We start from the raw sequence: 25,561 nt of genomic DNA, 5'->3' as shown, positions 1-25,561 counted from the left end.
AATGAAAACTTTAGCAAAACTGTTTATTTTGTTTTTTTTGGCTTTTAATTTGTCAAACTGTAAGACAGCTAAAAGTGAACAAAAACCAAGTTCCAATTTTCCAAAAGATATTATTAGACCTTATGCTTTTGGAAAAAATGATTTTCCAGAAAAGAGAAAAGAAGTAAATGATTTTGAGTTTATTTTTAAGGTTGATGAAATAGAAAATTTAACAAAAATAATTCGAGATTACGAAAGAAAAACGACAAATCAAATTGCAATTGTTTCGATTAGTTCCACTGGAAAATATAAAGATTTTGATAAATATGCGATCGATTTATCTAATTACTGGGGAGTAGGACAAAAAAATAAAGATAATGGACTAACCATAGTTTTTAGTAAAAAACTTAGAAGAATAAGAATTTCAACTGGAAATGGAACTGAAAAAATACTGACAGATAAAATCTGCAAAACAATTATCGACCAAATAATTATTCCAGAATTTAAAACTGGAAATTATTATGAAGGAATCCAGAAAGGATTGGTTGCATTAATTGCAAAATGGAAATAAAAATAAAAATACTTTGATAAATGAAAAAACGGCTTCCAATAATATTCTTCGCATTTGTAATTGCTACAAATGCACAATCTGATCTTAAAAGTTTTTTTAAATTATCTGGTCCCATAAAAACATGGGTTTTATTTCATCCTTTTAAAGCAAAAAAATCGTTAAGAATTTCTATGGAAACTAACAGAGTTGCAGATTCTATTCGAAAAACAAATTTGTTAGATGGAGATCCTGCTGGCGGACAAGTAGATGCTTTTAGGCACGCCTACTGGATGGCGCGTTTGCGACAAGAATTAGGAAAATCTTCGGCAAGATCTTTAGGAAAAGCACACGAAAGAGACAATTACATTACCTATAAAAAAATGAAATTAGAAGATGGAGTGGTACCTGACGAGATTTCATCGAAAATGGATTTGTATAATAACGAAGAAGGCTTAAAATTAATTACCAAAAATAGCAAAGTTTCAAAAAAAGGACTGATTTTTAGAATTGTAAACGCAATTCATCAAGGAAAAATGAAAATCATCAAAAAAGATAAAAATGGAAATTTTTTAACCTGTGACGGAAAAATAATCCCGAAAGAAAGTTTAAAAGGAAAATGGAAAAACGAGAAGTGTTTAATTTTTTCGAACCAAAAAGTTCCTTAGAAAAGTTTCTGTATATTTGTTTAAACGAGCTCAATGCATTCTTTTTGAAAAAAATAGGTTTACAAATATTTTTTATACTGCTTACATTTACAAGTAGTTATGCGCAATCTTATAAAACACTTTCAAAAGAAGAAAAACAATTTTTTAGATTGCAGTCTCAACTATTATTTAAAGTTAAAGACATAAACAAAGCTTCTATAGATACATTATTGGCCTCTAAACAAGATTTTGCAATTGAATATGCTGGCCAAAGCGATTTAATTTTGATAAAATACATCTTAAAACGTAAAAAAAAATTAACCCTTATTACCAATAGCGATTTAAGTAATTTATTAGAAAAATACCCTAGAATTCTTCAAATAAATCCTTCTCAAATAGAATTTCTTAATTTGCAAAATAAAAATGTAATAGATAATAAGAAACCTCTTTTTAAAGAATTAGAAAAACTTAGCAGCATTAACTTTATTAATAATAAAAAAGTTACAGATAGTATTGTATTTCGTGTCTGGGAAAGGTCTGGTAAACTTCCAAATTTTATTTATGCCGATTCAAATTCAGTTGCAAAAACCTCTAAACTTGTTTCTTTTTTAAATTCAACAGAAAAAATTTTTGGCGTTGTAAAAACAAAAGAAAAATTACTTAAAAATGTATTATTTAAAAATTTTCCAAACAGAAAAGCAAACGGATATTTTAGTTTTCCACTTCACTTTTTCGGTAAAAGTCCAATTTTAATTCCATACAAAGCTGGGTATTATTTTTCGCCAGACATTATTTACGCAAATGTAAAAAATATTGCAAACTCAAAAGAGTTTATCGGTTTTCCTTTAGACCTTACTTTTGGATTGACAGACTCTTTTGAGTTTGAAAAAAAAGTTTTAAATCGCATTCGAAAAAACAACAATAATATAATTTCTAAACAAGTAGAAATTGTAAATGATTCTGTGCTTGGAAAAGTTGGTTTTTTTAATAAAAGAGCCTATATAGATGCTGGTATAGAAAGTAGAAGAGCCCTAAAAACTAGTTTTACAATTACTGCTTGGATAAAACCCACAGAACTTGGTGTCGCAAATAGTATTTTAGGAAAAGGAGAGCATTTTGTATTAAAAGTTCATAGAGGATATTTAACTTTTACAATGGCAGGCATTAAAGATTACATCTCTTTTTCTTCACCAATTCCTATTGATAAATGGACCCATGTTTCACTTGTTTATTCAGAAGTACACAATGCGTTGTATTTTTATATTAATGGTAAAATTACAGACACTGTTTCGCTTATTTCAAACTATACCACATCTAACCACAACTTATATATTGGTAATAATTTATGGGAAGAGTTTTTTATTGGTTATTTAGGGCCTATTAATATTTGGGAAAGAGAACTAAATAGTTCAGAAATTTTTTTATTATACAAACAAAAAAGTGTAAAGAATACGAATTACAATTTAAGTTATTATTTATGGGCGGGCATTTTAGTATTGATAAGTTTTTTTACCTTTTATTTATTAAAGAGAAATAAAAGAAAATCTGCATTAAAAACTACAAAAAATATACGACCTCCCGTTGTTTTGCCAGTTGAAACTTATAAAGAAAAATTTTGTTGTTTTGGGTCTTTACAAGTTGTAAACAAAGAAAATGTAGATATAGCTCCAAAACTATCACCCAAATTAAAACAACTCTTCTTAATTGTTTTTTTAGAAAGCGTTAAAAATGGCACTGGAATTACAACAAAAAAATTAACAGAAATTTTATGGCCTGGAATGGATACCAGAAGTGCAAAAAACACAAGAGGAACCAATATTCAGAAATTAAGAGCGCTCCTTTCTACTTGTTCTGAAATAAACCTGCTTTTTATAGACAAACACTGGTTTTTAGAAATAAGCGACAATTGTTACTGCGATTATATTTTGGCAAATAGTTATATAGAATTATTTGCCAACCAACAATACAACGCATCGCTTCTAGAAGAGAAATTACCCATTTTATTAAAACTTTTAAAAAGAGGTAAATTATTTACCAATACCAGTGCAACATGGTTGGACCCATATATAGAAAAATTTAGTTATAAAATTACAAAAGAATGCTTTCATTACGTAGATTCTTTATCGATTGAAAAACATTCGGATATTCTTTTAGAAACTATTGAAATTATACATTTTTATGACGATTTAAATGAAAAAGCATTGCAATTAAAGCTTAAAATACTCATTCATCAAGGAAAATTAAGTTTAGCGCATCTTTTGTACGATAATTTCTCTAAACTCTATAAAAATATTTACAAAGAAAATTACCCTATTACTTTCGAAAAGAGCATATCGTAACATTTTTACACTACACAAAGAAGATAAAACGTTTTTTATCGAAAAGAAATCCTCGAGGTTTCTGTTAAAATTCTCATTCCCTTGAAAATGGGAATCTAAATACAGAATTTTGGTTTTCGAACTTTTTTTAAGTCAAAATAAAACCATTTTATTAAAAAAAATGAATTTTTAATTTTTGTTACCCCATTTATTACCCTTCTTTTTACCTACAGGGGCTTATTTTTGATGTCAAATCGAACCGTAAAAAAGTATATATGAGCAATAAAATAAACAGTAGAAGAAGTTTTGTTAAAAAGTCTTTAGCAATAACAGCAGGAATATCAATTATTCCAAGACATGTAATGGGGGGTACAAAATTTTTAGCTCCAAGCGACCAACTTACCAAAGCAGTAATTGGAGTTGGTGGTATGGGACAGCAACATTTAAATTACGAAGGCACAAAATTATTAGCTATTTGCGATGTAGATGGTAAACACTTATCCAATACACTTAAAAAAGTAGGCTCAGATGTAAAAGGTTATCGAGATTTTAGAGAAGTACTCGCAAGACCAGATATAGATATTGTACATATTGCAACACCTCCTCATTGGCATGGAATTATGTCGGTAATGGCAGCAGAAGCAGGAAAAGATGTTTGGTGCGAAAAACCAATGACAAGAACAATTGGAGAAGGAAAACGAGTGGTAGAAGCAATGAAAGTACACGGAAAAATGTTTCGATTAAATACTTGGTTTCGATTTAAAGATAATTTTTACGGAATGGGAACCCCTGTAAAGAAATTAAAAAAAGTAGTTGATAGTGGTGCTTTAGGCTGGCCATTAAAAGTAACAATAAGTGGTGTCACTGGCTTTAATTGGAAATTTTATTGGGTTGGTAAAGAAAATTTAAAACCTCAAGAAGTTCCAGCTCATTTCGATTACAATATGTGGTTAGGACCTGCACCCGAAAAACCATATCATCCACACAGAACTCACGCTACTTTTAGAGGTTATTGGGATTATGATGGTGGTGGTTTAGGAGATATGGGGCAACATTATATAGACCCTGTTCAATATTTTCTAGGCAAAGACAATACCAGTCCTATAAAAGTAGAAATAGATGCACCACAACAACATTACGATGCAATTGGTACTTGGCGTAAAATTATCTTTACCTATGCAGATGGTTGCCAAATTATTTTAGATGGCGAAAATAAAGATAAGAATGCAGCATATATAGAAGGACCAAATGGAAAGATTTTTAACGGGTTTAAATCTACCATTCCAAACATCGAAGGTTTAATCAATAGCCTTCCAGATCCTGAAGAACAAATTAGCGTATTTTCACATTCAGTAAAAACTCGACAAAAATTTGCTTTAAACGAAGAAAATGGCCATCGATCTGCAACCATTGTAAATATGGGCTTAGCAGCGTTAAGGTTGGGTAGAAATTTAGATTTCGATCCTATAAAACAAGAATTTATTAATGATGAAGCAGCAAATAGATTAATTAACCAAGCCGAAAGAACTTCTTGGGAATACTAACAACAACACCAATACAGATGAAAAATACATACAGTACAATTATAACAATCTTATTACTTTTCTGCACTGTAACTTCTGGTTACTCTCAAATTAACAGAACTTTAGATACTAAAGTTGCAGATATTTTGGCACAAATGCCAGCCAAAAATAGTCAGAACATTAATAAATTAATGGAAGATGTTTTAAGTTTAAACAAAGAAGGCATTCTTAAAATTTGCGACATGTTAGTACCATTAGGTACTGGAGACGATACCAGTGCACGTTTTACGATTAATAGTTTAACGATGTATGTTGGAAAAAACAAAAATAGTAATAGAAAAACTGTCGAAGAAGCATTAATTGCTGCTATTCATAAAACCAAGTCTAACGAAGTAAAAACATTTTTAATAGAACGTTTACAATATTGCGCGACCAATACTAGTATTAAAGATTTAAAAAACTATTTATACGAGAGTGCGTTTTACAAACCAGCTTTGGCTGTTTTAACAAATATTAAATCCGAAGAAGCCGCACAAGCAATTTTAGCAGCTTTAAAAGAAAGTAAAGGGCAGCAACAAGTTGCTTATATCAATGCTTTGGGCGTTTTAAAATACAAGCCTGCTGTGGCTACAATAGAAAGTTTAAACAGTTCAAAATCAATAGAAACACGCAGGCATGTGTTAAAAGCGTTGGCCAATATTGCAGATTCAAACTCCTATCAAACGCTGTATAACGAGGCTAAAAAAGTAGATTTTAAAGAAGAAAATACAGAAGCTGTTTTATCTCTTATACATTTTGGTATGCAACAAAACAATGCTAAAATTAAAGAAGAAATAGGTAAAGTATTGCTAAAAAATTGTACTTCTAATGCACAGTTACATTTTAGAACAGCAGGGTTGCATCTTTTAAATCATCAAACAGAAGATAAAGTATTAAAAAGGTTGTTAAAAGAATTTAAGCATAAAAATGATGTTTATAGAGGAGCCGTTGTTGCAATTGCATCAGAGAATTTAACCTCTAATAACCTTTCGAAATGGGCAAAAAGTTTTAAGAAAGCCGTTCCAAAAGGAAAAATACAGTTATTAGGAATGGTTCAGAAGAGAAATGAAAAAGAAGTAATTTCATTATTTATTCTTCCTGCAATAAAAAGCAAACAAGAAGCTGTTAGAATAGCTGGTATAAAAGCTTTGGCTTTTCAACCTAAAAATAGCGCTTTCCCTATTTTATTTGATGGTTTGTTAAAAGCGAAAACACCCGCAGAAATTTCAGCCATAAAAGGCAGTTTACTTCGTTTAACTTCAAAAAACGAAATCGATACAATTGCGAACAATTTAGCAAAAACAAATACCCAAGGAAAAGTTGTACTTGTAGAAGTATTGGCAGCCAGAAATGCCACTTCAAAATTCGATACAATTCTTTCTTTGTTAGAAAATAAAAATGAAAAAGTAGAAGAAGCAGTCTATAAAGCGTTGCCAGAAATTGCTACACCAAATCATTTATCACAATTTATAAATTTATTAAATAGTACAGATAATCCACAATACATTTCTAACCTACAAAGTGCTATTACAGTTGTGTTAGACGAATCTAAAAAAGACTTATCTGAAGCTGTTCTTACAGCTTATAAAAAAGTTTCAAAAAAAGAAAAGTTACTACCAATTTTACCAATGTTAAACAATAAAGAAGCATTAAATTTGGTAACATCTTCTTTAAAATCTAACCATTTAAAAGAAAGAACGAATGCTTTAACAGCCTTATCTAAGTGGAGAAATAAAGATGCAATTCCGTATTTATTTGAAGCCGCAAGTAATAATACAGAACTGCATTCAGAAGCATTTGATATGTATCTATCTCAAGTAATGAATTCTAAGAATACAGCAGACCAAAAGCTATTATTAGTTAAAAAAATAATGCCTTTTAGTAAAAATATAGAGGAACAAAAAAAAGTTATAAATAGTGCTAGCTCAATTAAAACATTTTTGTCTTTAATATTCGTTTCTAAGTATTTAGAAGATAAAAACTTAAGAGCTACAGCCTCTAATGCAGCCATTAAAATTGCGTTGCCAACCCCAGGAAAAAACAATGCTTTAAGCGGAAAAATTGTCCGAGAAATTGTATCAAAGAGCATGAATAATATTACAGGACCCGACAGCCAATATATAAAAATTGATGTAAAAGAATTTTTAGAAAAAATGCCAAACGTAAAAGGCTTTGAATCTATTTTTAATGGTAAAGATTTGTCTGGTTGGGAAGGATTGGTTAAAAACCCAATTGCAAGAGCAAAAATGACTAAAAAGCAACTCGCAGAGGCACAAGAAAAAGCAAACAAACAAATGCTTAAAGATTGGTTTGTAAAAGACGGCATTATCGGTTTTAAAGGAGAAGGTTATAATAATATTTGTACCATAAAAGATTATGGAGATTTCGAAATGTTGGTAGATTGGAAAATTACCAATGGTGGCGATAGTGGAATTTATTTAAGAGGAACACCACAAGTACAAATTTGGGATATTGCAAGAACCAATGTTGGTGCACAAGTAGGAAGTGGTGGTTTATATAATAATCAAAAAAATAGAAGCACCCCTTTAGTGGTTGCAGACAATCCAATAAACGATTGGAATACCTTTCGAATTAAAATGGTTGGCGAACGTGTAACAGTTCACTTAAATGGTATTTTGGTAACAGATAATGTAATTCTCGAGAATTATTGGGATAGAAAATTACCAATCTTTACAAAAGAAGCTATAGAATTACAAGCACATGGAGAAGATTTAGGGTTTAGAAATATATATGTTAGAGAAATTTCTTCTGGAGACGATTCTTTATCTGCAGAAGAAAGAAAAGAAGGATTTACCTCTCTTTTTAACGGTAGAGATTTAGATCATTGGATTGGAAACAAAAAAGATTATTTAGTCGAAAATAACGAGTTAGTTGTGCGTCCAGAAAATGGGGGTCATGGGAACTTATACACAGCGAACGAATATTCAGACTTTAATTTCAGGTTCGAATTTAAGCTTACTCCTGGAGCAAATAATGGTTTAGGAATACACACCCCTTTAGAAGGCGACGCAGCTTATGTTGGTAAAGAATTACAAATTTTAGACAATACAGCCTCCATTTACGCAAATTTAAAACCCTACCAATATCATGGCTCTGTATATGGTGTAATTGCAGCAAAAAGAGGGTTTTTAAAACCAGTTGGAGAATGGAATTCTCAAGAGGTAATCGTAAAAGGAAATCACGTTAAAATTATTTTAAATGGTACAGTTATTATAGACGGAAACTGGCAAGAAGCTTCTAAAAATGGAACACTAGACAATAAAAATCATCCAGGATTAAAAAGAAATAAAGGGCATATTGCTTTTCTTGGTCATGGGTCTGAGTTGAAGTTTAGAAATATAAGAATTAAAGATTTGTCTAAAAATAAGTAACATTAAATTTTATTTTTTGGAATGAGCAAAAAAAATAACGAAGAAATTTACGATGCTATTGTTATTGGTACAGGAGTTTCTGGTGGTTGGGCTGCCAAAGAATTAAGTGAACAAGGTTTAAAAATTTTGGTTTTAGAAAGGGGCAGAATGGTTAAACATGTAGAAGATTACCCAACAATGAATATGGATACTTGGGATTTTGAGAATCGTGGGTTAACAGCTTCAAACCAACCTAAAACACAAGAAAAACAAGCTCGTTCTGGTTATACAACACATGAAGCTTCTAGACATTGGTTTGTAAACGACCTTAAACATCCATATAACGAGAAAAAAAGATTCGATTGGCTACGTGGTTATCATGTAGGCGGAAGGTCTATAATGTGGGGAAGGCAAGTTTTACGTTTAAGCGATTTAGATTTTGAAGCCAATAAAAAAGAAGGTATTGCAGTAGATTGGCCAATTAGATATAAAGACATAGCACCTTGGTACGATAAAGTAGAAGCCTATATTGGTGTAAGTGCAGAAAAATTAAATCTACCACAACTACCAGATGGTATTTTTACACCACCTATGGAATTAAATTGTGTAGAAACTGAATTTAGAAACAAACTTCACGAAAATTATACAAATAGGCATTTAACCATTGGAAGATTTGCAAACATAACTGGAGACAAAATTTACGAAGGTAGAGGCAAATGTTTGCATAGAAATCGTTGCATAAGAGGTTGCCCTTATGGAGCTTATTTTAGTAGTAATTCAACCACATTACCAGCAGCAGATAGAAGTGGTAATATGACGCTAAGACCCAATTCTATTGTAAGTAAAATTATTTATGACGATGCAAAAAAATTAGCCACTGGAGTTGAAGTAATTGATGCAATTACACACGAAAAAATTCAGTTTTCTGCAAAAATTATTTTTTGTTGCGCCTCTACTGTAGCTAGTGCTGCAATTCTATTAAATTCAACTTCAAAAAGGTTTCCAAACGGATTGGGTAATGACTCTGGAGAACTAGGTCATAATTTAATGGATCATCATTTTCAAGTCGGGGCAACAGCTTTAGTAGAAGGTTTTGATGATAAATATTATACAGGAAAAAGACCTGCAAGTTTCCATATTCCTAGATTTCGAAATTTAGGAGATGCAAAAACCAAGCAAAAATACCTGCGTGGTTATGGTTTTCAAGGCAGTGCAAGTAGAACAAAATGGAGCAGAGCCATTAAAGAGATGAGTTTTGGTGAGGACCTAAAAGAAGAGTTATTTAAACCGGGTCCGTGGAAAATTGGAATGACTGCTTTTGGAGAATGTTTGCCTTATCATGAAAATAAAATGACTTTAAATTACGAGAAATTAAACGAATGGGGCTTACCAACCGTAACTTTTGATTGTGAGTTTAAAGAAAATGAAAAAGAGATGCGAAAAGACATTCAGCAAGAAGCAATAAATATGATGAAAGCTGCTGGGTTTAAAAATGTTGAAGGATATGACAACCCTTGTTTTCCAGGAAATGCAATTCACGAAATGGGCACTGCAAGAATGGGGCATGACCCCAAAACATCGGTACTTAACAAAAACAACCAAATACATGCTGTACCCAATGTTTATGTAACCGATGGCGCTTGTATGACTTCTTCTCCATACCAAAACCCATCTTTAACTTACATGGCATTAACTGCTAGAGCAGCACATCACGCAGTTCAACAATTAAAAGAAAATAAATTTTAACTACATGAAAAGAAGAGAATCGCTTAAAATACTAACTTTTGGTTTAGGAGGCGTTGTTGCTGCACCTGTACTTTTGCAGTTACTTAGTTCTTGTAAAACCGATCGAACTGTACAGTGGGCTCCTCAGTTTTTAACTGAAGAAGGGGTTTTTGTAGTCTCACATTTAGCAGACCTTATATTACCAGCCTCTAAAACCATGGGAGCTTTAGATGTTAAAGTACCACAATTTATAGATTTGGTTTTAGAAAAGGTGGCAACCAAAGCAGCGCAAGAAAAATTTAATAAAGGAGCTATTTTATTTAAAAAATCGTTTGAAAAAACCTTTACAAAGGAAATTTCCGAAGGAACAAAAAGTAATTTTTTAACCCTGTTAAATACCTACTTTAAAATTTCTTCGAACAGGCAAGTACAAATTTTTAAATTACTAGAAAGCAACCAAGTTTCAAATGAAAATAAAGAAACGTGTTTTATCTATAGTTATTTAATGTTTGTTAGACATTATACCCTTTTTGGATATTATACCTCAGAAGAAGTTGGTAAAGAAATTTTAACTTACAACCCAACTCCAGGGTTTTATAATGGTTGTGTGCCTGTAGAAGAAGCTGGTAACATTCAATCTGCATAAATAAAACGTTGTAAGAAGTTGTTTTACATGTATTACGATTCTTAATTAAAAATCATTAATTTTTTAAATCTTTATGAATCATCTAATGAATTGTGAATGTTGAGATTCCGCTTTTCGGCGAGATGAGTTTAGCTTGCAATTTTTAATGTATTACTTTGCAACTTTTAAAAATAAAGCTTCACTAATTTAAAACAATTCTAAATACAAACGAAAACGTTGTAATTTCTTTGTTTCGGTAGTTGTTTCGCCGTATTTTTGTAGTAACAATTTTAACTAATAAATACAATGGGCGGATTTTTTAAATCTTCAATTGGAAGAAAAGTAGCAATGGCGCTTTCTGCATTTTTTTTAATGTTCTTCTTACTTCAGCATTTAACAATTAATATTTTATCGGTTTTTAGTCCAGATACTTTTAACGAAGTATCTCATTTTATGGGAACAAACCCTGTAGTTCAATTTGCATTACAGCCGGTTTTAATTTTTGCAGTTGTTTTTCATTTTGTAATGGGTTTTATTTTAGAAATTAAAAACAACAAAGCAAGAACCGTTTCTTATGCTAAAAACAACGGTGCTGCAAATTCGAGTTGGTTCAGTAGAAACATGATTTTTAGCGGAATTACTATTTTACTTTTTATTATTTTACACTTTATCGATTTTTGGTTTCCAGAAATCAACACAAAATTCATTCAAGGAGATTGGTCTGGAACCATGGCTGGTGTAGATGGTTTTAGATACTATGAAGAATTGGTTCATAAATTCGCAGATCCATTAAGAGTAGGAGCCTATGTGCTTGCATTTGTCTTTTTAGGCTTTCATCTGGCACACGGTTTTGCTTCTGCTTTTCAATCTATGGGAGCTTCAACAATTCGCAAAAAAAACTTACAAACATTTGGTAAAGCATATTCAATTATAGTTCCAGCAGGATTTATTTTTATTGCACTTTATCATTACTTAAACCATTAATCTTATATAATTATGGCTTTAGATTCAAAAGTACCAAAGGGTCCAATTAAAGATAAATGGACAGACTATAAAAATCATATAAATTTGGTAAATCCTGCCAACAAACGTAATATAGACGTTATTGTAGTGGGTACAGGTTTAGCAGGCGGTTCTGCTTCTGCGACATTAGCAGAGTTGGGCTACAATGTAAAAGCATTTGCATACCAAGATTCTCCAAGAAGAGCGCATTCAATTGCTGCACAAGGAGGAATTAATGCTGCAAAAAACTATCAAGGAGATGGAGACTCTACTTACAGATTGTTTTACGACACTGTAAAAGGTGGAGATTATCGTTCTCGTGAAGCAAACGTTTATAGATTGGCAGAGGTTTCTGCAAACATTATCGACCAATGTGTGGCACAAGGAGTACCTTTTGCCCGAGATTATGGTGGTTTGTTAGACAATCGTTCTTTTGGTGGTGTTTTAGTTTCTAGAACTTTTTACGCGAAGGGGCAAACAGGGCAGCAATTGTTGTTAGGAGCTTATTCTGCAATGAATAGGCAAATTGCTCGTGGAAAGATTGAAATGTTTAACCGTCACGAAATGTTAGATGTTGTTATTGTAGATGGAAAAGCAAGAGGAATTATTACAAGAAACCTAATTACAGGAGAAATCGAAAGACACTCTGCACATGCAGTTGTAATTGCTTCTGGAGGTTATGGAAATGTATATTTCTTATCTACAAACGCAATGGGTTCTAATGTAACTGCGAGTTGGAAAATTCACAAAAAAGGCGCCTATTTTGCAAACCCTTGTTACACGCAAATTCACCCAACTTGTATTCCACGTTCTGGAGATTATCAATCTAAATTAACGTTAATGTCGGAATCTTTAAGAAACGACGGACGAATTTGGGTGCCAAAGAACATAGAAGACGTAGTCGCAATTAGAGAAGGTCGTAAAAAACCTACAGATTTATCTGAAGAAGAAAGAGATTATTATTTAGAAAGAAGATACCCTGCGTTTGGTAACTTAGTGCCAAGAGATGTTGCCTCTAGAGCAGCAAAAGAGCGTTGTGACGCTGGTTTTGGTGTAAATGCAACAGGAGAAGCTGTGTATTTAGATTTTAAATCGGCAATTACTCGTTATGGAAAAGAGCAGGCGAAAATTCACAATATAGAAAACCCATCTGATGCAAAAATATACGAGTTAGGTCAAAAAATTGTGGAAGCGAAATATGGAAACTTATTTCAGATGTACGAGAAAATTGTAGATCAAAATCCATATAAAACTCCAATGATGATTTATCCTGCAGTACACTATACAATGGGTGGTGTTTGGGTAGATTATAATTTAATGACCACCATTCCTGGATGTTACTGTATTGGAGAAGCAAATTTCTCTGACCATGGAGCAAATAGACTAGGTGCATCTGCATTAATGCAAGGTTTGGCAGACGGTTATTTCGTATTACCTTACACCATTGGAGATTATTTATCTGATGATATACGTACAGGAAAAATATCTACAGAAACTCCAGAATTTGAAGCCGCAGAAAAAGAAGTAAAAGAAAGAATACATTTCTTTATAAATAATAAAGGAACAAAATCTGTGGACTATTTTCATAAGAAATTAGGAAAGGTAATGTGGAACAAAGTAGGAATGTCTCGAAATGCAACTGGTTTAAAAGAAGCCATGGCAGAAATTAAGGCAATTCGCGAAGAGTTTTGGAAAGAAGTTTCTGTTCCAGGCACTGCAAATGAAATGAACCCTGAATTAGAAAAAGCAGGACGTGTGGCAGATTTCTTAGAATTAGGAGAACTGTTCGCAAAAGACGCTTTAATGAGAGAAGAATCTTGTGGAGGCCATTTTAGAGAAGAATCTGCAGAATTAGATGGCCCACAAAAAGGAGAGGCAAAACGAGATGATGAAAATTTCGCCTTTGTTGCTGCTTGGGAATATAAAGGAGAACCTGCAGACGCAGTTTTACACAAAGAAGCATTAGAGTTTAACGACATCGAATTAAAACAACGTTCGTATAAATAATTAGTGAAAGAAAAACTCATCATAAAAAACTTTGGACCTATTAAATCTGTTAATTTAGATCTAGGTAAAATTACGGTGCTTATTGGAGAACAAGCAACTGGTAAAAGTACGATTGCCAAGGTTTTAAGCATGTGTAGGTATTTTTCTTATATTGTTAATTTTTCAGATAATGAAACTCAAACCATAAAGTTTACAAGAAATAATCAATTTCTTGATGGATTAAAAGATTGGGGTATTGAAAATTATTTGAATAAAAATTCTTATTTTTTTTATCAAAATAAACATTATGACTTTGAATTTAAAAATGAATTAATTACCGAATACGAAAATTTGGCCTTTGAGGATGACTATAGAAAAGAATATTATAAACCTCAAACAAGAATTAAACCTAATTCTAAACTTTTTAAAGAATTAATCTTTCAGTTATTCGATCTAAAGAAAGAAACTTATAGCAATGTCGAAAAAGATACAGATTTAGTAGATTTAATTAATTGGTATCCTAATGAAAATTTTTTTAGATTAAATGTAAAAAAGGTAATGAATAACCCTTTATTTGTTCCTGTAGAGAGAGGGTTTCAATCAATATCTGTAGGTAAAGATTCTCTGTTAGCAGATGCAATTTTAGATGAGTTAGCAAAAATAAATAGAATTGTTAGAGGTTATAATATCGATGTAAACATTAAACCTCTTGACATTGTTTTAAGAAATGAAAACGGATTAAGCAAAGTTAAGAAAGAAGGTCAAGATAATTTTTATTATTTGCATCAAGGAGCAAGTGGTTTCCAATCAACAGTACATGTTTTTTTAGCTGTTAAATTTAATAATGATTTAAAAGTTAATAAAGGAAGAACTTTTGTTATTGAAGAACCTGAGCTTAATTTATTCCCAAAAACACAAAAAAAAATAATAGAATTTTTTACAGAATCTGTTAATAATTTTAATAATCAGTTTGTTTTACCAACTCATAGCCCATATATTTTAACCACATTAAATAATTTAATATATGCTTATAAAATTGGCACATCAGAAAAAGGAATGTTTCAAAAAGAAGTAAATGCTATTATTCCAAAAGAATTTTGGATAGATGTAAGTAATATTTCTGTATTTTATTTAAATAATGGGAAAGCGAAAGATTTAGTAAATGTAAAAGAATGTTTAATTAATTTAGATGATTTAGACAGTGTTTCTGAAACTGTTAATAGTGATTTTGATAAACTATTACAAATTGATATGACTTTAGAAAAAGAGGTTCAAGAATAATGATGATATGTAATCTTATAGAAAGTTGTAAAGTATCTGTAAATCATTCTAAAAAAACATTAATAGATAAAGAAGGTGGAAAAAGTAAATATTTAATTCACAATAAATCAACCTCTAATTATTCAATTATAGATTTTGAGAACTGTGTTTACAAAGGAAGACAAAACGATACTAAATGCGATTTTGGTCTAAAAACAGAGACGTCAATTTTTTATATTGAATTAAAAGGATCTGATGCTATTGGAGGAATAAAACAGCTACTTGCAACTGTTAATGAAACTGAAAAATGTTTTAGTAATATCGATAAAAAAGCAAGATTAATCGTTACTCGATTTTCGAAACCGAAAGTTGCTAAACAAACTAAACAAACTAAAGAATATAAAGATTTAATTAAAAAAATAGGTAGTGTTGAAAATTTTGTCATAAAACAAAATGCATACACAGAAATAATTTAAAATAAATAAATTATGAATCTTACACTTAAAATTTGGAGACAAAAAGACGCAAGTTCAAAAGGTCAAATGGTCGATTATAAAGTAACTGAAATTTCAGAACACATGTCTTTTTTAGAAATGATGGATGTTTTAAATGAACAGTTAGTAAATTCTGGTGAAGAACCAGTTGCTTTCGATCACGATTGTAGAGAAGGAATTTGCGGCATGTGTTCTATGTACATAAACGGTGAAGCCCATGGACCAGACAGAGGGGTAACTACCTGTCAATTACACATGAGAATGTTTAAAGATGGCGATACAATTACCATAGAACCATTTAGAGCAGCTGCCTTTCCAGTATTAAAAGATTTAGTAGTAGATAGAAGTTCTTTCGATAGAATACAACATGCAGGAGGTTATATTTCTGTAAATACATCAGGAAACACGCAAGATGCAAACTCAATTCCTATTTCTAAACATGCAGCAGATACAGCAATGGATGCTGCCACTTGTATTGGTTGTGGAGCTTGTGTTGCAACGTGTAAAAACAGCTCTGCCATGTTATTTGTAGGTGCAAAAGTATCTCAATACGCTTTATTACCACAAGGTCAAGTAGAATCAGCAGACAGAGTTCGAAACATGGTTGCACAAATGGATTTAGAAGGTTTTGGAAACTGTACAAATACAGGTGCTTGTGAAGTAGAATGCCCTAAAGGAATTTCTTTAGAAAACATTGCCAGAATGAACCGCGAATTGATGAAAGCCTCTTTTTAGAATAAAATGTTATATCGAAAAATTTTTTTAGGCACTTGCAATTTGCTAAATTATTAGTATTTTAACTTATGAAAGAAATGTTTGAATATATAGATGAAGACCATTCTGTAACGGCTGAATATTATGAAATATTAGATTCAGATATTTCGGATGCGAAGCTCTTATCTAAAATGAAATCTTTAATAAACAAAGACCCTTATTTCTTTGAACCTTATACAAAAGTTTATGATTTACTTTTGTATAAAAGGCAAGTAAAAGAAGCAAATAAGATATTAGATTCTGGTTATAAACTTGCTTTGAGTAGAATTTTAGACGAACAAGGGAATTTTCCTGATTTTTTAGAATGGGGTTGGTTAGAAAACAGGCATATTATTAGAGTTATACTTAAAAAAGGATTAACACTTTGGCAATCTGGAAATACAAAAACAGCTTTAGACATTTTTAGAAACTTATTTAAAAGTAACCCTAACGATAATGTTGGAGTTAGGTACTTTATACTTGCTATTTTAGAAGGTCTTTCTTACGATACTTATACATCGTTATATGAAAATGATGTTTACCTATCTGATAAAATTTTCGAATGGTTTGAAGAAGGAAGAAAAAAATATGCAGATGAGTTTCAAATACTAGACTCGTTTGAATAGGAATAATACCGTTATTTTTTAAGACCTTTACGATTTAAATTTACCGTAAAAAAAAAATGATAATTTTTTCTCACTACAAACCCGAGTTCGATATAAAAATAATAAATGATATTAATCTTCGTAAATTAAATATAACCCGAAATTTCGTAGAGATTTTCTAGAACGAAGATTTTTCCAGCAGAATGTTTTCTACCTCTAGGGAATTAAAAAGGCCGTTAATTTACACTAACAATATCTTTTTCTTCGAGTAAATTTTCGTTGTTAAAACGCAATAAAACCTGGGCTACAGCAATGGTGTCTTTTTCGCAATACTTTACAATTCGTTCGATGTTTTTTTCTTTGTAATAAACATTTGCAACTTCGCTACCATCGATATCGTCTTTTGGCGAAGAAATTCCTAAAATAGAAGTAAGCAGTTTTAAAGAAGTATAATGTTTATAATCGCCAAATTTCCACAGTTCTAAAGTGTCTAAATGTGGTACTTCCCACGGTTTTTTTCCAAATAAGTTTAGTTTTTGAGGCAGTTCTATTTGGTGTACAATCATTCTTCTAGCAATAAAAGGAAAGTCGAACTCTTTTCCATTGTGTGCGCATAAAACATTCGAAGGTTTCGAAAAATGCTTGTTTAATAGGTTCTTAAAATCTACCAAAATTTTATATTCATCATTACCAAAAAACGAGGTAATTCTTAATTGGTTTCTTTTTTCGACCTCTACAAAGTAACCTGCAGAAATACAAATTATCTTTCCGAATTCTGCCCAAATACCTGCTCTTTCATAAAATGCTGCTGCTGTAAACTCTTCTTTTCTTTGGTATTGTGTTTTCTTCTCGAAAAGCTTTTGCATTTCTTTCGATACAGAACTCCAGTACTCTTCTTGTGGCACAGTTTCTATATCTAAAAATAAGATGTTATTCAATTTAATTTTCAAGTTCATTTTTCTTGTTTTTTTCTACTCTAAAGATACAGAAAAAAGAAAGAGGCTGTCACAAAAGTAAATTTAACTGTTATTTTTAGCAAAGTATAAAAATCTAAAATATTGAAATTCAATAAATAAGATTTCTCCATTGCAGTCGAAATGACAAATTTTAATACTTTCGAGACAGCTTCTTCTTTGTATCAACAAAAAAAATAGAAAACTATCTAATTACTAATTTTTTAGTGGCTGTTTTACCTTCTTCAGTAACTTTTAAAATATAAATTCCCGAGCTAATTGAAGAAACATTTAAAGTAGATTTTGTTCCTGTAAAGCTAGATGATAGTACATTTTTACCTAAAACATTAAAAATAGCAACTTCTTTTTTACTTGAATTGCTAGAAGTAATTGTAAACTGGTTACTTGTAATTGGGTTTGGGTATGCTTTAAAGCCTTCTATTCTATTATTTTTAATAAGTAGCGTTCCAGTATAGGTAGCTAATGGAAATGGAGAATCTGCATCGCTATTTTTTGCTTTTCCATCAAAAACATTTGTTCCACTAAAAGTCCATTCAGATGGTGTAAAAGCTGTACCTCCTGGTTGCGAATTTGCATTTCTATACGCCCAGCCATCTAAATAGTCCCAGGCTTCTCCAGAACCATCTGTATTTACATCTCCGAAGACATCAATTATTTGTCCATTTTCATATAATTCTATGGCATCATCACCATTAATAGCAACAGAACCTGTTGTATAAGTAGGCATCATTCCAAAAAATGTATTAAAGTTTGCATCTTCTGTAGCTACATAAATAAAAGTTCCGGCAGTTACAGCTCCAGCAGGAAAAGAAAATTCAACATTTCCAGCAGTAGAACCAGCTCCATTACTTACAGAACTCACACCAAATAAACTTAAATCGGCAATGTCTTTAAAAACGTATAGTTCTACTCCTTTGGGAGTTCCTCCAGATAACGGACCGTCGTAAACTCCTGTAATTATCATACTTTTTGTAACTTCTCCGAAAGCATTACCGCTTACAGCAATTGTTTGGTCTGCAACTCCTGTAGAAGAAAGTGTAATATTACCTGTATATTTTCCAGCAGATAAACCAGATTTTAAACGAACATATACATTTGTTTCTGCTATACTTCCAGAAACGGGTGCAATATTTACTGCTGCACTAAATCCAGTTCCTGTTGTAAGAGATACTTCGTAATTTGCAGGTGCTGCAACAATAAGATCGTTTGTTAAAAACAGCCCTTCTACTGTAAAAGTTTGTTCTTCAGAAGGATTTCCTGTACTAATTATAGTATTAAAGTCGTTTAAAAATGCTCTAAACGAAAATTGAGGATCTGCAGGACTTATTTCTCCAGATAAAGCAACAGTTTTATCTGGAGCTCCTGTAGAAGAAACGGTTACTTCTCCAGAATATGTATCAACAGCTAAGCCTGCTTTTAAACGTACATAAATGTTTGTTGATGCCACAGTACCAGAATTTTGAGTTAAAGTTGCTGTAGGTGCAAAACCGCTTCCAGAAGTTGTAGAAACTTCGAAATTTGTTGGAGCTGTTATTGTTATGTCTGCAGTTAAATTAGCGCCTTCAACAGTAAAACCTTTTTCTGTGGATGGACCATTTCCTTCGAAATAATTTAAACCTGTAACTGCGTTTCCAACTAAAATTGTTGGGTCAGAACTTGGAGCTGTCCAAGTGATATCGTCAATAATAACTTGTTTTGAAGTTGTATTTTTTATTTCAATAATAACATCTCCTGTTATATTTATTCCAGTAACTGTAAATACATGTTCTTCGAAATCATCGAAAGGAGTAGATGTTCCTTTAGAAACGCCATTAACAAAAAGTTCTACTTGTCTGTTTCCAGCTCCAGTAAAACCTTTGTATAGTTTAACAGAAAAATTTCCTATTCCACCAGAAATGGTGCTAGAGGTTATTTTACTATCAGAAGACCTTCTTAGCATTAAGGCAGGTAAAGATATTCCTGATTTATTAAGGTCGTTATTTGCATTTCTAGACGCTACATAAGTCCAAGTAATCGAATTTTCTCCAACAAAACTATTGTCTGTGTAACTACCTGTTGCATTAGAGTTATCGAAAGTTTCTTTTCCTTGGCCAAAAGACAAAAGACCAAAGTAAAGTGTTAAAATAAAAGCGAGTAAGTATTTTTTTTTCATATGTAAAAGTTTAGATAATTTAGAAGAGCAAATATACGATTTTACAAGAATTATTTTGTTATTAAATTATTAATAACCTAATTATCAGATACTAACTAATTTACAATTTTCAAGCAGTTTTGTTGGTTAAGACAACGTTATCTGTAAGCATTTTTAGATTAAATGTATGTTAAGAATGTTTATAGTTTAATAATTATAGCTACTTTTGAGTTTAATTGATTTTTAACTTTAAGGTATGAATAATAGCGATATTAAAATTTTATTGGTAGATGACGAACCAGATATCATAGAAATAGTTGGTTATAACCTTAGAAACGAAGGTTACCAAGTTTTTACAGCAAATAACGGCCAAGAAGCCATAAAATCGGCCAAAAAAAACACTCCTCATTTGATTTTGTTAGATATAATGATGCCAGAAATGGATGGTATTGAGGCCTGTGAAAAAATTAGAAAAATTAGTTCTTTAGAAAATGTGCTAATTTCTTTTTTAACAGCAAGAGGAGAAGATTATTCGCAAGTTGCTGGTTTTGAGGCTGGTGCAGACGATTACATTACCAAGCCAATTAAACCCAAAGTATTGGTTAGCAAAGTAAAATCTTTACTTAGAAGACTTAAAACCGAAAAAGAAAGCGAAGAAACTTTTAAAATTGGCGATATTGTTATAGATAGAGAAGAATATGTGGTTTACAAAGCAGGTACTAAAATTTCGTTGCCAAGAAAAGAATTCGAGCTTTTTTCTTTGTTAACTTCTAAGCCAGGAAAGGTTTTTAAACGAGAAGTAATTTTAGATACGGTTTGGGGAAATGAAGTTGTAGTAGGTGGTAGAACAATAGATGTTCATATTAGAAAACTTCGCGAAAAAATTGGCGACAATCATTTTAAAACTGTAAAAGGCGTTGGCTATAAATTTGTTTTAGAAGGGGCAGATAAATAAACTTCTTCGAATGAAATTTAAAAGAACTTACTCTTACGCACTTTGGTCTGCAGCATATTTAACATTGCTTTCTGTAATTATTGCTACAATTTCTTACTTTGCTATTGTTAAGCATTTAGGAATAGGAGCCATAATAATTTCTATTGTTGTGCTTTTTATAATTTCTTTTTTTATCATTCAATTTAGAGCAGAACACTTTATTTACAGACGTTTAAAGAAAATTTACGAAGATGTTTCTATCTTAGACGTAAAAGATTTACGAAGAGATTCTGTAACCACAGATATAGACAAGCTTTCTAAAAGAATGCAAAAATTTGTAGAGGGCAAGCGAATGGAAATTAAAAACTTAACAGAAAGAGATTCTTTTCGAAGAGACTTCTTAGGCAACGTTGCTCACGAATTAAAAACCCCACTTTTTACGGTACAAGGCTATATTTTAACACTTTTAGAAGGCGCAGGAAATGACAAAGAAATAAGAAAAAAATATTTAGAAAGAGCCAACAAAGGTGTCGAAAGATTGGTTGCTGTAACCAAAGATTTAGACATGATTGCCAAACTAGAAACCGATGGCTTAAAAATAAATTTCGAGGTTTTTAATATTTTAGAATTGATACAAAATGTATTCGATTTATTCGAAATGAAAGCCAAAAAGAGAAATATTACGCTAAAATTTGATCGTGTTTACGAATTTCCTGTTTTTGTAAGAGCAGATATAGAAAAAATAGAGCAAGTATTAATTAACTTGGTGGTAAACTCTATAAAATACGGCAAACCAAATGGAACTACTGTTATTGCTATCGATAGCTATAACCAAAGTAAATTTATCGTTAGAGTTGCAGATAATGGCGAAGGAATTAAACAAAAACACTTGTCTCGTTTATTCGAACGTTTTTACAGAGTAGATCAAAGTAGATCTCGTGAACAAGGAGGTTCTGGCTTAGGTTTATCGATCGTAAAGCATATTATAGAAGCCCACAACCAAACCATCTTTTTAAAAAGTACTTATGGTGAAGGATCAGAGTTTTCTTTTACGATGGAAAAGGCAAAATAAGTTCGAATTTAATTTTGTTTCTACTGCCTTTAATCCGCTATAATCTTCTATTTCAACTAGTTTTTTTACTGTAAATAGATGCTCTTCACAATAAGGCGCTTTTTTTTGTGCTTCTAAATATTTTGCCAAATACTCTTGTTCGGGTTGGTTTTTAGTCGGAATAAAAAACACTTTTTTTTCTAAAACTGCCAAATCTATAATCGAAGAATAACCAGACCTACAAACCACGATTTCGCTAGAATTTATAAATTCTTGAAGTTCTTTTGAAAGCGCATAATTATAAAAAGTACAATTGTTCTTTGTCCATTTTTTTTGATTTTTGGCTACTTTTCCTAAAACAAAAACTACGTTTCTTTTATCGTTTTTAAATGCAGAAATTAATTTTTCTTCTAAATAAGTTCTGTTGGGCTCTGGACCAGAAAGCAAAACCAAAACATCGATGTTTTTTTGAGTTTCCTGTTTTTTAAATCGGCTTAAAACTCCAATAAATTGCTGATTGAGATTTTTTTTAGAAATTGATAATTTTCCTGAAAATTCTGAATTCGAGGTATCTGGAATCCAACATTCATCAAACTTGTTAATTATTTTTTGATGAATTTTACTTGTAAGAAAAGTAACAAAACCAGACAAAATATTAATTTGATGGGTAATATATACAGAAGTAACCTTTTTATTGTTTACTCCAAAACGATTATCAGAAATAATACCAACAACATCAGGATTTTCATCAACATAAAGCTGAATTATTTTTTTTTCTTTTTGTATTCCTCTAAAAATTCTTGGAAGCTGAAAAAATAAATTCTTCTTTAAATTTTTACCGTATTTAATTTTATAAGAAGATAATTTTAATGTGGCTAACGTTGGAAATTCTTGTTGTAAAAACTCTAAAGCGGCACCATCTGAAGCAATTATTGGGGTAAAATTATTTTCTAATAATGCATTAATAATTGGCACACATCGTGAAGCATGACCCAAACCCCAATTTAATGGTGCAACAATTATTTTTTTTTGATGTATCATCTTTAGAAAACAGCAATCTTTAGTTTTTAATATTGCTCTCCTGCAAGGTTTTTTTTAACCTTGTAGGTGTTGTTTATATCATCTACAAATTGAATTTACAGTAAACTCAAATCATAAATAGGATTCTTTACTAAAAACCTGAGTTCGATTAAAATTTAGGCATTTTTTTCTAGTAAAAAAGATAGATTTTCAGTAAATTAAAGTATTGAATTTCAATTTATTAATCTAAAAATCTATCTATGATAATCTACTCTAAAATTACTGAAATTTTCTGTCTTGTTGATGAATTTTGTAAAGAATATGACCAAATAGTCAGTAAACACCTTTTAGGCAATCCATCAAAACGTCCCAGTGTTATGTCAAATAGCGAGGTAATTACCATTACCATTTTGTTTCAGCTTAGTGGTTTTAGGACCTTTAAACACTTTTACGTGTATTACTTGCAAAAGCATATGCAAGATGATTTCCCAGCTACAGTTTCATACAATAGATTTACAGAACTCATGCAGCAAAACCTCATGCCAATGACTTTATTTTTAAAGACATGTTGTTTAGGTAATTCTACGGGTATTTCTTTTGTAGATTCTACACCTGTTAGAGTTTGCAGCCCCAAACGAATTAAGAATAATAAAGTATTTAAAGGCATTGCAACCACTGGAAAATCCACTATAGGATGGTTCCATGGCTTTAAATTGCATATCGTTATAAATGATAAAGGTGAAATCCTAAACTTCTGCATAACCCAAGCTAATGTTGATGATAGAACGCCATTAAAAAAGAAGTCTTTTTTAGATAAAATTTATGGTAAGTTATATGCGGACAAAGGTTATGTTGGAAAAGATTTAATGCAGTTACTTTTTGCTGATGGATTGCATTTAATTACTCATATTAAAAACAATATGAAGAATTCTTTAATGACAATGAGTGATAAAATTTTACTGCGTAAACGCTCTGTTATTGAAACCGTAAATGACGAACTCAAAAATATTTGTCAAATTGAACATTCTAGACATAGAAGTTTTACTAATTTCTTGTCAAACATAATCGCAGGTCTTATTGCATATAGCTTTTTACCAAAAAAACCTGCTATAAAATATCAGACTGTAAAGTCTAATCAGTTGACAATTTATTAATCGAACTCAGGTTAAAAGGAATTTATTTACGATCTGTATTTATACCTACAAGGTTTTTAAAACCTTGCAGGATAAAGGAAACCTTGCAAAAAAAAAATCTTGCTAAAAAACCTTAAAATGGACGTTCTAAACCAAATCGAAACCAATATCTTTTCTAAAATTCATTTTATCGAAACGAATTTCTTCAATACTTCTATACGATTTTTCTAACGCTTCTTCAATAGAATTTGCAAAAGAGGTAATTGCCATTACTCTACCTCCACTTGTAACGATTTTGTGGTCTTTTAAAGTGGTTCCTGCATGAAAAATGGTAGATTCTTTTACGTTTTCTAAGCCCGTAATTTCTTTGTTTTTTTCGTAACTTTCTGGATATCCACCAGAAACCAACATTACTGTAGTGGCCGTTTTTGGGGTTACTTGAAACAACTTCTCCTCTAAATTTTGGTTGGCAACACCATCAAACAAATCAAATAAATCGGATTCTATTCTTGGTAAAACAACTTCTGTTTCTGGATCTCCCATTCGAACATTGTACTCTACTACTGATGGATTTCCATTGTCGTTCATTAAACCAATAAAAATAAAACCTCTGTAATCGATTCCATCTTTTTGTAACCCATTTATGGTTGGTTTTACCACCAATTCTTCAACTTTATCTAAAAAAGCATCGTCTGCAAAAGGTACTGGAGAAATGGCTCCCATTCCACCTGTATTTAAACCAGTATCACCTTCTCCAATTCTTTTATAATCTTTTGCTGAAGGTAAAATTTTATAGTTTTTACCATCTGTTAATACAAAAACCGACAATTCGATTCCTTTTAAAAATTCTTCAATTACCACGGTTGATGAAGCTTCTCCGAATTTTTGGTTGGTAAGCATTTCTTTTAGTTCTGCTTTTGCTTCTTCTAAAGAAAACAAAATTAAAACTCCTTTACCTGCTGCTAAACCATCTGCTTTTAAAACGTAAGGTGCTTGTAAAGTTTCTAAAAAAGCATAACCTTCTTCTAAATTATCTTTTGTAAATGATTTGTATTTTGCAGTTGGAATGCCATGTTTTTGCATGAATTGCTTCGAGAAATCTTTACTACCTTCTAACAATGCTCCATCTTTTTTAGGGCCAATTACTGGAATATTTTTTAGCTCACTATCTGAAAGAAAAAAATCGTGAACACCGTTTACTAAAGGAGCTTCAGGACCAACAACCACCATTTTTATATCATTTTTTAAAACGGTTTCTTTTACAGCTTTAAAATCTGTTGGATTTATATTAATATTGGTTGCAATTTTGTGAGTACCAGCATTTCCTGGTGCTACAAAAAGTTGATTTACTTTATTACTTTCCGATAATTTTAATGCAAATGCATGTTCTCTACCTCCTGAGCCTAATATAAGAATGTTCATTTTTTGTTTTGTTGTTTGATAT

General features: G+C 31.3%; 20 protein-coding genes. 16 read left to right on the top strand and 4 right to left on the bottom strand.

Annotated elements, in window-relative coordinates; translation table 11 throughout:
• The first annotated feature begins 1 nt into the window (after nt 1).
• From JL193_RS08650 to JL193_RS08590, 13 genes are all read left to right on the top strand, one after another.
• Nucleotides 2-550 carry a TPM domain-containing protein gene (locus JL193_RS08650; RefSeq protein WP_207970429.1) on the top strand — a complete coding sequence of 183 codons (549 nt, stop codon included), beginning with the start codon at nt 2-4 and terminating at the stop codon, nt 548-550.
• Between the two features lie 20 nt (nt 551-570).
• Complete coding sequence (locus tag JL193_RS08645) at nt 571-1,194, top strand: DUF6973 domain-containing protein (protein WP_207970428.1); 624 nt, start codon at nt 571-573, stop codon at nt 1,192-1,194.
• Nucleotides 1,195-1,238: 44 nt separating this feature from the next.
• Complete coding sequence (locus tag JL193_RS08640; protein WP_207970427.1) at nt 1,239-3,512, top strand: LamG-like jellyroll fold domain-containing protein; 2,274 nt, start codon at nt 1,239-1,241, stop codon at nt 3,510-3,512.
• A gap of 254 nt (nt 3,513-3,766) precedes the next feature.
• Nucleotides 3,767-5,035, top strand: a complete 1,269-nt coding sequence (locus JL193_RS08635) for a Gfo/Idh/MocA family oxidoreductase (RefSeq protein ID WP_243456710.1) — start codon at nt 3,767-3,769, stop codon at nt 5,033-5,035.
• A 17-nt stretch (nt 5,036-5,052) separates the two neighbouring features.
• On the top strand, nt 5,053-8,445 hold the full coding sequence (locus JL193_RS08630; protein ID WP_207970426.1) for a DUF1080 domain-containing protein: 3,393 nt from the start codon (nt 5,053-5,055) through the stop codon (nt 8,443-8,445).
• Between the two features lie 21 nt (nt 8,446-8,466).
• Complete coding sequence (locus JL193_RS08625) at nt 8,467-10,170, top strand: GMC oxidoreductase (protein ID WP_207970425.1); 1,704 nt, start codon at nt 8,467-8,469, stop codon at nt 10,168-10,170.
• A gap of 4 nt (nt 10,171-10,174) precedes the next feature.
• Nucleotides 10,175-10,795 (top strand): gluconate 2-dehydrogenase subunit 3 family protein, encoded by a 621-nt coding sequence (locus tag JL193_RS08620; protein WP_207970424.1) that lies wholly within the window; start codon nt 10,175-10,177, stop codon nt 10,793-10,795.
• Between the two features lie 285 nt (nt 10,796-11,080).
• Nucleotides 11,081-11,758 (top strand): succinate dehydrogenase cytochrome b subunit, encoded by a 678-nt coding sequence (locus JL193_RS08615; protein WP_207970423.1) that lies wholly within the window; start codon nt 11,081-11,083, stop codon nt 11,756-11,758.
• Nucleotides 11,759-11,770: 12 nt separating this feature from the next.
• On the top strand, nt 11,771-13,783 hold the full coding sequence (locus JL193_RS08610; RefSeq protein ID WP_207970422.1) for a fumarate reductase/succinate dehydrogenase flavoprotein subunit: 2,013 nt from the start codon (nt 11,771-11,773) through the stop codon (nt 13,781-13,783).
• Between the two features lie 3 nt (nt 13,784-13,786).
• Nucleotides 13,787-15,043, top strand: a complete 1,257-nt coding sequence (locus JL193_RS08605) for an AAA family ATPase (RefSeq protein WP_207970421.1) — start codon at nt 13,787-13,789, stop codon at nt 15,041-15,043.
• Nucleotides 15,043-15,498, top strand: coding sequence for a hypothetical protein (locus tag JL193_RS08600; RefSeq protein WP_207970420.1), 456 nt, complete (start codon nt 15,043-15,045; stop codon nt 15,496-15,498). The genes JL193_RS08605 and JL193_RS08600 overlap by 1 nt, the downstream gene beginning before the upstream one ends.
• Before the next feature lie 12 nt (nt 15,499-15,510).
• Nucleotides 15,511-16,251, top strand: a complete 741-nt coding sequence (locus JL193_RS08595) for a succinate dehydrogenase/fumarate reductase iron-sulfur subunit (protein ID WP_207970419.1) — start codon at nt 15,511-15,513, stop codon at nt 16,249-16,251.
• 68 nt (nt 16,252-16,319) lie between these two features.
• Nucleotides 16,320-16,895: a hypothetical protein gene (locus JL193_RS08590; RefSeq protein ID WP_207970418.1), complete on the top strand. Its 576-nt coding sequence runs from the start codon at nt 16,320-16,322 to the stop codon at nt 16,893-16,895.
• A 215-nt stretch (nt 16,896-17,110) separates the two neighbouring features.
• Here the strand turns inward: JL193_RS08590 and JL193_RS08585 are convergent, their stop codons facing one another.
• Nucleotides 17,111-17,830 carry a 3'-5' exonuclease gene (locus JL193_RS08585; protein ID WP_207970417.1) on the bottom strand — a complete coding sequence of 240 codons (720 nt, stop codon included), beginning with the start codon at nt 17,828-17,830 and terminating at the stop codon, nt 17,111-17,113.
• A 202-nt stretch (nt 17,831-18,032) separates the two neighbouring features.
• Nucleotides 18,033-20,000, bottom strand: coding sequence for a T9SS type A sorting domain-containing protein (locus JL193_RS08580; RefSeq protein ID WP_207970416.1), 1,968 nt, complete (start codon nt 19,998-20,000; stop codon nt 18,033-18,035).
• Nucleotides 20,001-20,235: 235 nt separating this feature from the next.
• Between JL193_RS08580 and JL193_RS08575 the strand changes: the two genes are divergently transcribed.
• Nucleotides 20,236-20,934 (top strand): response regulator transcription factor, encoded by a 699-nt coding sequence (locus JL193_RS08575; protein ID WP_207970415.1) that lies wholly within the window; start codon nt 20,236-20,238, stop codon nt 20,932-20,934.
• Between the two features lie 10 nt (nt 20,935-20,944).
• The gene (locus tag JL193_RS08570) at nt 20,945-21,985 is read left to right on the top strand and encodes a sensor histidine kinase (RefSeq protein WP_207970414.1); all 1,041 of its coding nucleotides are present in this window, start codon (nt 20,945-20,947) and stop codon (nt 21,983-21,985) included.
• On the opposite strand, the gene JL193_RS08565 is transcribed toward JL193_RS08570, so the two are convergent.
• Nucleotides 21,950-23,005, bottom strand: a complete 1,056-nt coding sequence (locus tag JL193_RS08565; RefSeq protein ID WP_207970413.1) for a glycosyltransferase — start codon at nt 23,003-23,005, stop codon at nt 21,950-21,952. The genes JL193_RS08570 and JL193_RS08565 overlap by 36 nt on opposite strands.
• Before the next feature lie 239 nt (nt 23,006-23,244).
• Here JL193_RS08565 and JL193_RS08560 point away from each other — a divergent pair, with 239 nt between their 5' ends.
• Nucleotides 23,245-24,138 carry an IS982 family transposase gene (locus JL193_RS08560; protein WP_207970412.1) on the top strand — a complete coding sequence of 298 codons (894 nt, stop codon included), beginning with the start codon at nt 23,245-23,247 and terminating at the stop codon, nt 24,136-24,138.
• A gap of 126 nt (nt 24,139-24,264) precedes the next feature.
• On the opposite strand, the gene purD is transcribed toward JL193_RS08560, so the two are convergent.
• A complete protein-coding gene (gene purD / locus JL193_RS08555) occupies nt 24,265-25,539 on the bottom strand; it encodes a phosphoribosylamine--glycine ligase (RefSeq protein WP_207970411.1) in 1,275 nt (424 codons plus the stop codon).
• Nucleotides 25,540-25,561: the final 22 nt, after the last annotated feature.

It is taken from the genome of Polaribacter batillariae (assembly GCF_017498485.1).
Lineage (GTDB): Bacteria > Bacteroidota > Bacteroidia > Flavobacteriales > Flavobacteriaceae > Polaribacter > Polaribacter batillariae.
Note: the sequence above shows the minus strand (reverse complement) of the source record. Positions and strands in the feature narration are given on the sequence as shown.

What these genes read in the sequence shown, in the direction of transcription:
- JL193_RS08590 (WP_207970418.1), top strand. Translation starts at nt 16,320, where the DNA reads ATGAAAGAAATGTTTGAATATATAGATGAAGACCATTCTGTAACGGCT.
- JL193_RS08625 (WP_207970425.1), top strand. Translation starts at nt 8,467, where the DNA reads ATGAGCAAAAAAAATAACGAAGAAATTTACGATGCTATTGTTATTGGT.
- JL193_RS08600 (WP_207970420.1), top strand. Translation starts at nt 15,043, where the DNA reads ATGATGATATGTAATCTTATAGAAAGTTGTAAAGTATCTGTAAATCAT.
- JL193_RS08650 (WP_207970429.1), top strand. Translation starts at nt 2, where the DNA reads ATGAAAACTTTAGCAAAACTGTTTATTTTGTTTTTTTTGGCTTTTAAT.
- JL193_RS08595 (WP_207970419.1), top strand. Translation starts at nt 15,511, where the DNA reads ATGAATCTTACACTTAAAATTTGGAGACAAAAAGACGCAAGTTCAAAA.
- JL193_RS08635 (WP_243456710.1), top strand. Translation starts at nt 3,767, where the DNA reads ATGAGCAATAAAATAAACAGTAGAAGAAGTTTTGTTAAAAAGTCTTTA.
- JL193_RS08630 (WP_207970426.1), top strand. Translation starts at nt 5,053, where the DNA reads ATGAAAAATACATACAGTACAATTATAACAATCTTATTACTTTTCTGC.
- JL193_RS08620 (WP_207970424.1), top strand. Translation starts at nt 10,175, where the DNA reads ATGAAAAGAAGAGAATCGCTTAAAATACTAACTTTTGGTTTAGGAGGC.
- JL193_RS08560 (WP_207970412.1), top strand. Translation starts at nt 23,245, where the DNA reads ATGATAATCTACTCTAAAATTACTGAAATTTTCTGTCTTGTTGATGAA.
- JL193_RS08565 (WP_207970413.1), bottom strand. Translation starts at nt 23,005, where the DNA reads ATGATACATCAAAAAAAAATAATTGTTGCACCATTAAATTGGGGTTTG.
- JL193_RS08570 (WP_207970414.1), top strand. Translation starts at nt 20,945, where the DNA reads ATGAAATTTAAAAGAACTTACTCTTACGCACTTTGGTCTGCAGCATAT.
- JL193_RS08575 (WP_207970415.1), top strand. Translation starts at nt 20,236, where the DNA reads ATGAATAATAGCGATATTAAAATTTTATTGGTAGATGACGAACCAGAT.
- purD (WP_207970411.1), bottom strand. Translation starts at nt 25,539, where the DNA reads ATGAACATTCTTATATTAGGCTCAGGAGGTAGAGAACATGCATTTGCA.
- JL193_RS08610 (WP_207970422.1), top strand. Translation starts at nt 11,771, where the DNA reads ATGGCTTTAGATTCAAAAGTACCAAAGGGTCCAATTAAAGATAAATGG.
- JL193_RS08615 (WP_207970423.1), top strand. Translation starts at nt 11,081, where the DNA reads ATGGGCGGATTTTTTAAATCTTCAATTGGAAGAAAAGTAGCAATGGCG.
- JL193_RS08645 (WP_207970428.1), top strand. Translation starts at nt 571, where the DNA reads ATGAAAAAACGGCTTCCAATAATATTCTTCGCATTTGTAATTGCTACA.
- JL193_RS08585 (WP_207970417.1), bottom strand. Translation starts at nt 17,830, where the DNA reads ATGAACTTGAAAATTAAATTGAATAACATCTTATTTTTAGATATAGAA.
- JL193_RS08580 (WP_207970416.1), bottom strand. Translation starts at nt 20,000, where the DNA reads ATGAAAAAAAAATACTTACTCGCTTTTATTTTAACACTTTACTTTGGT.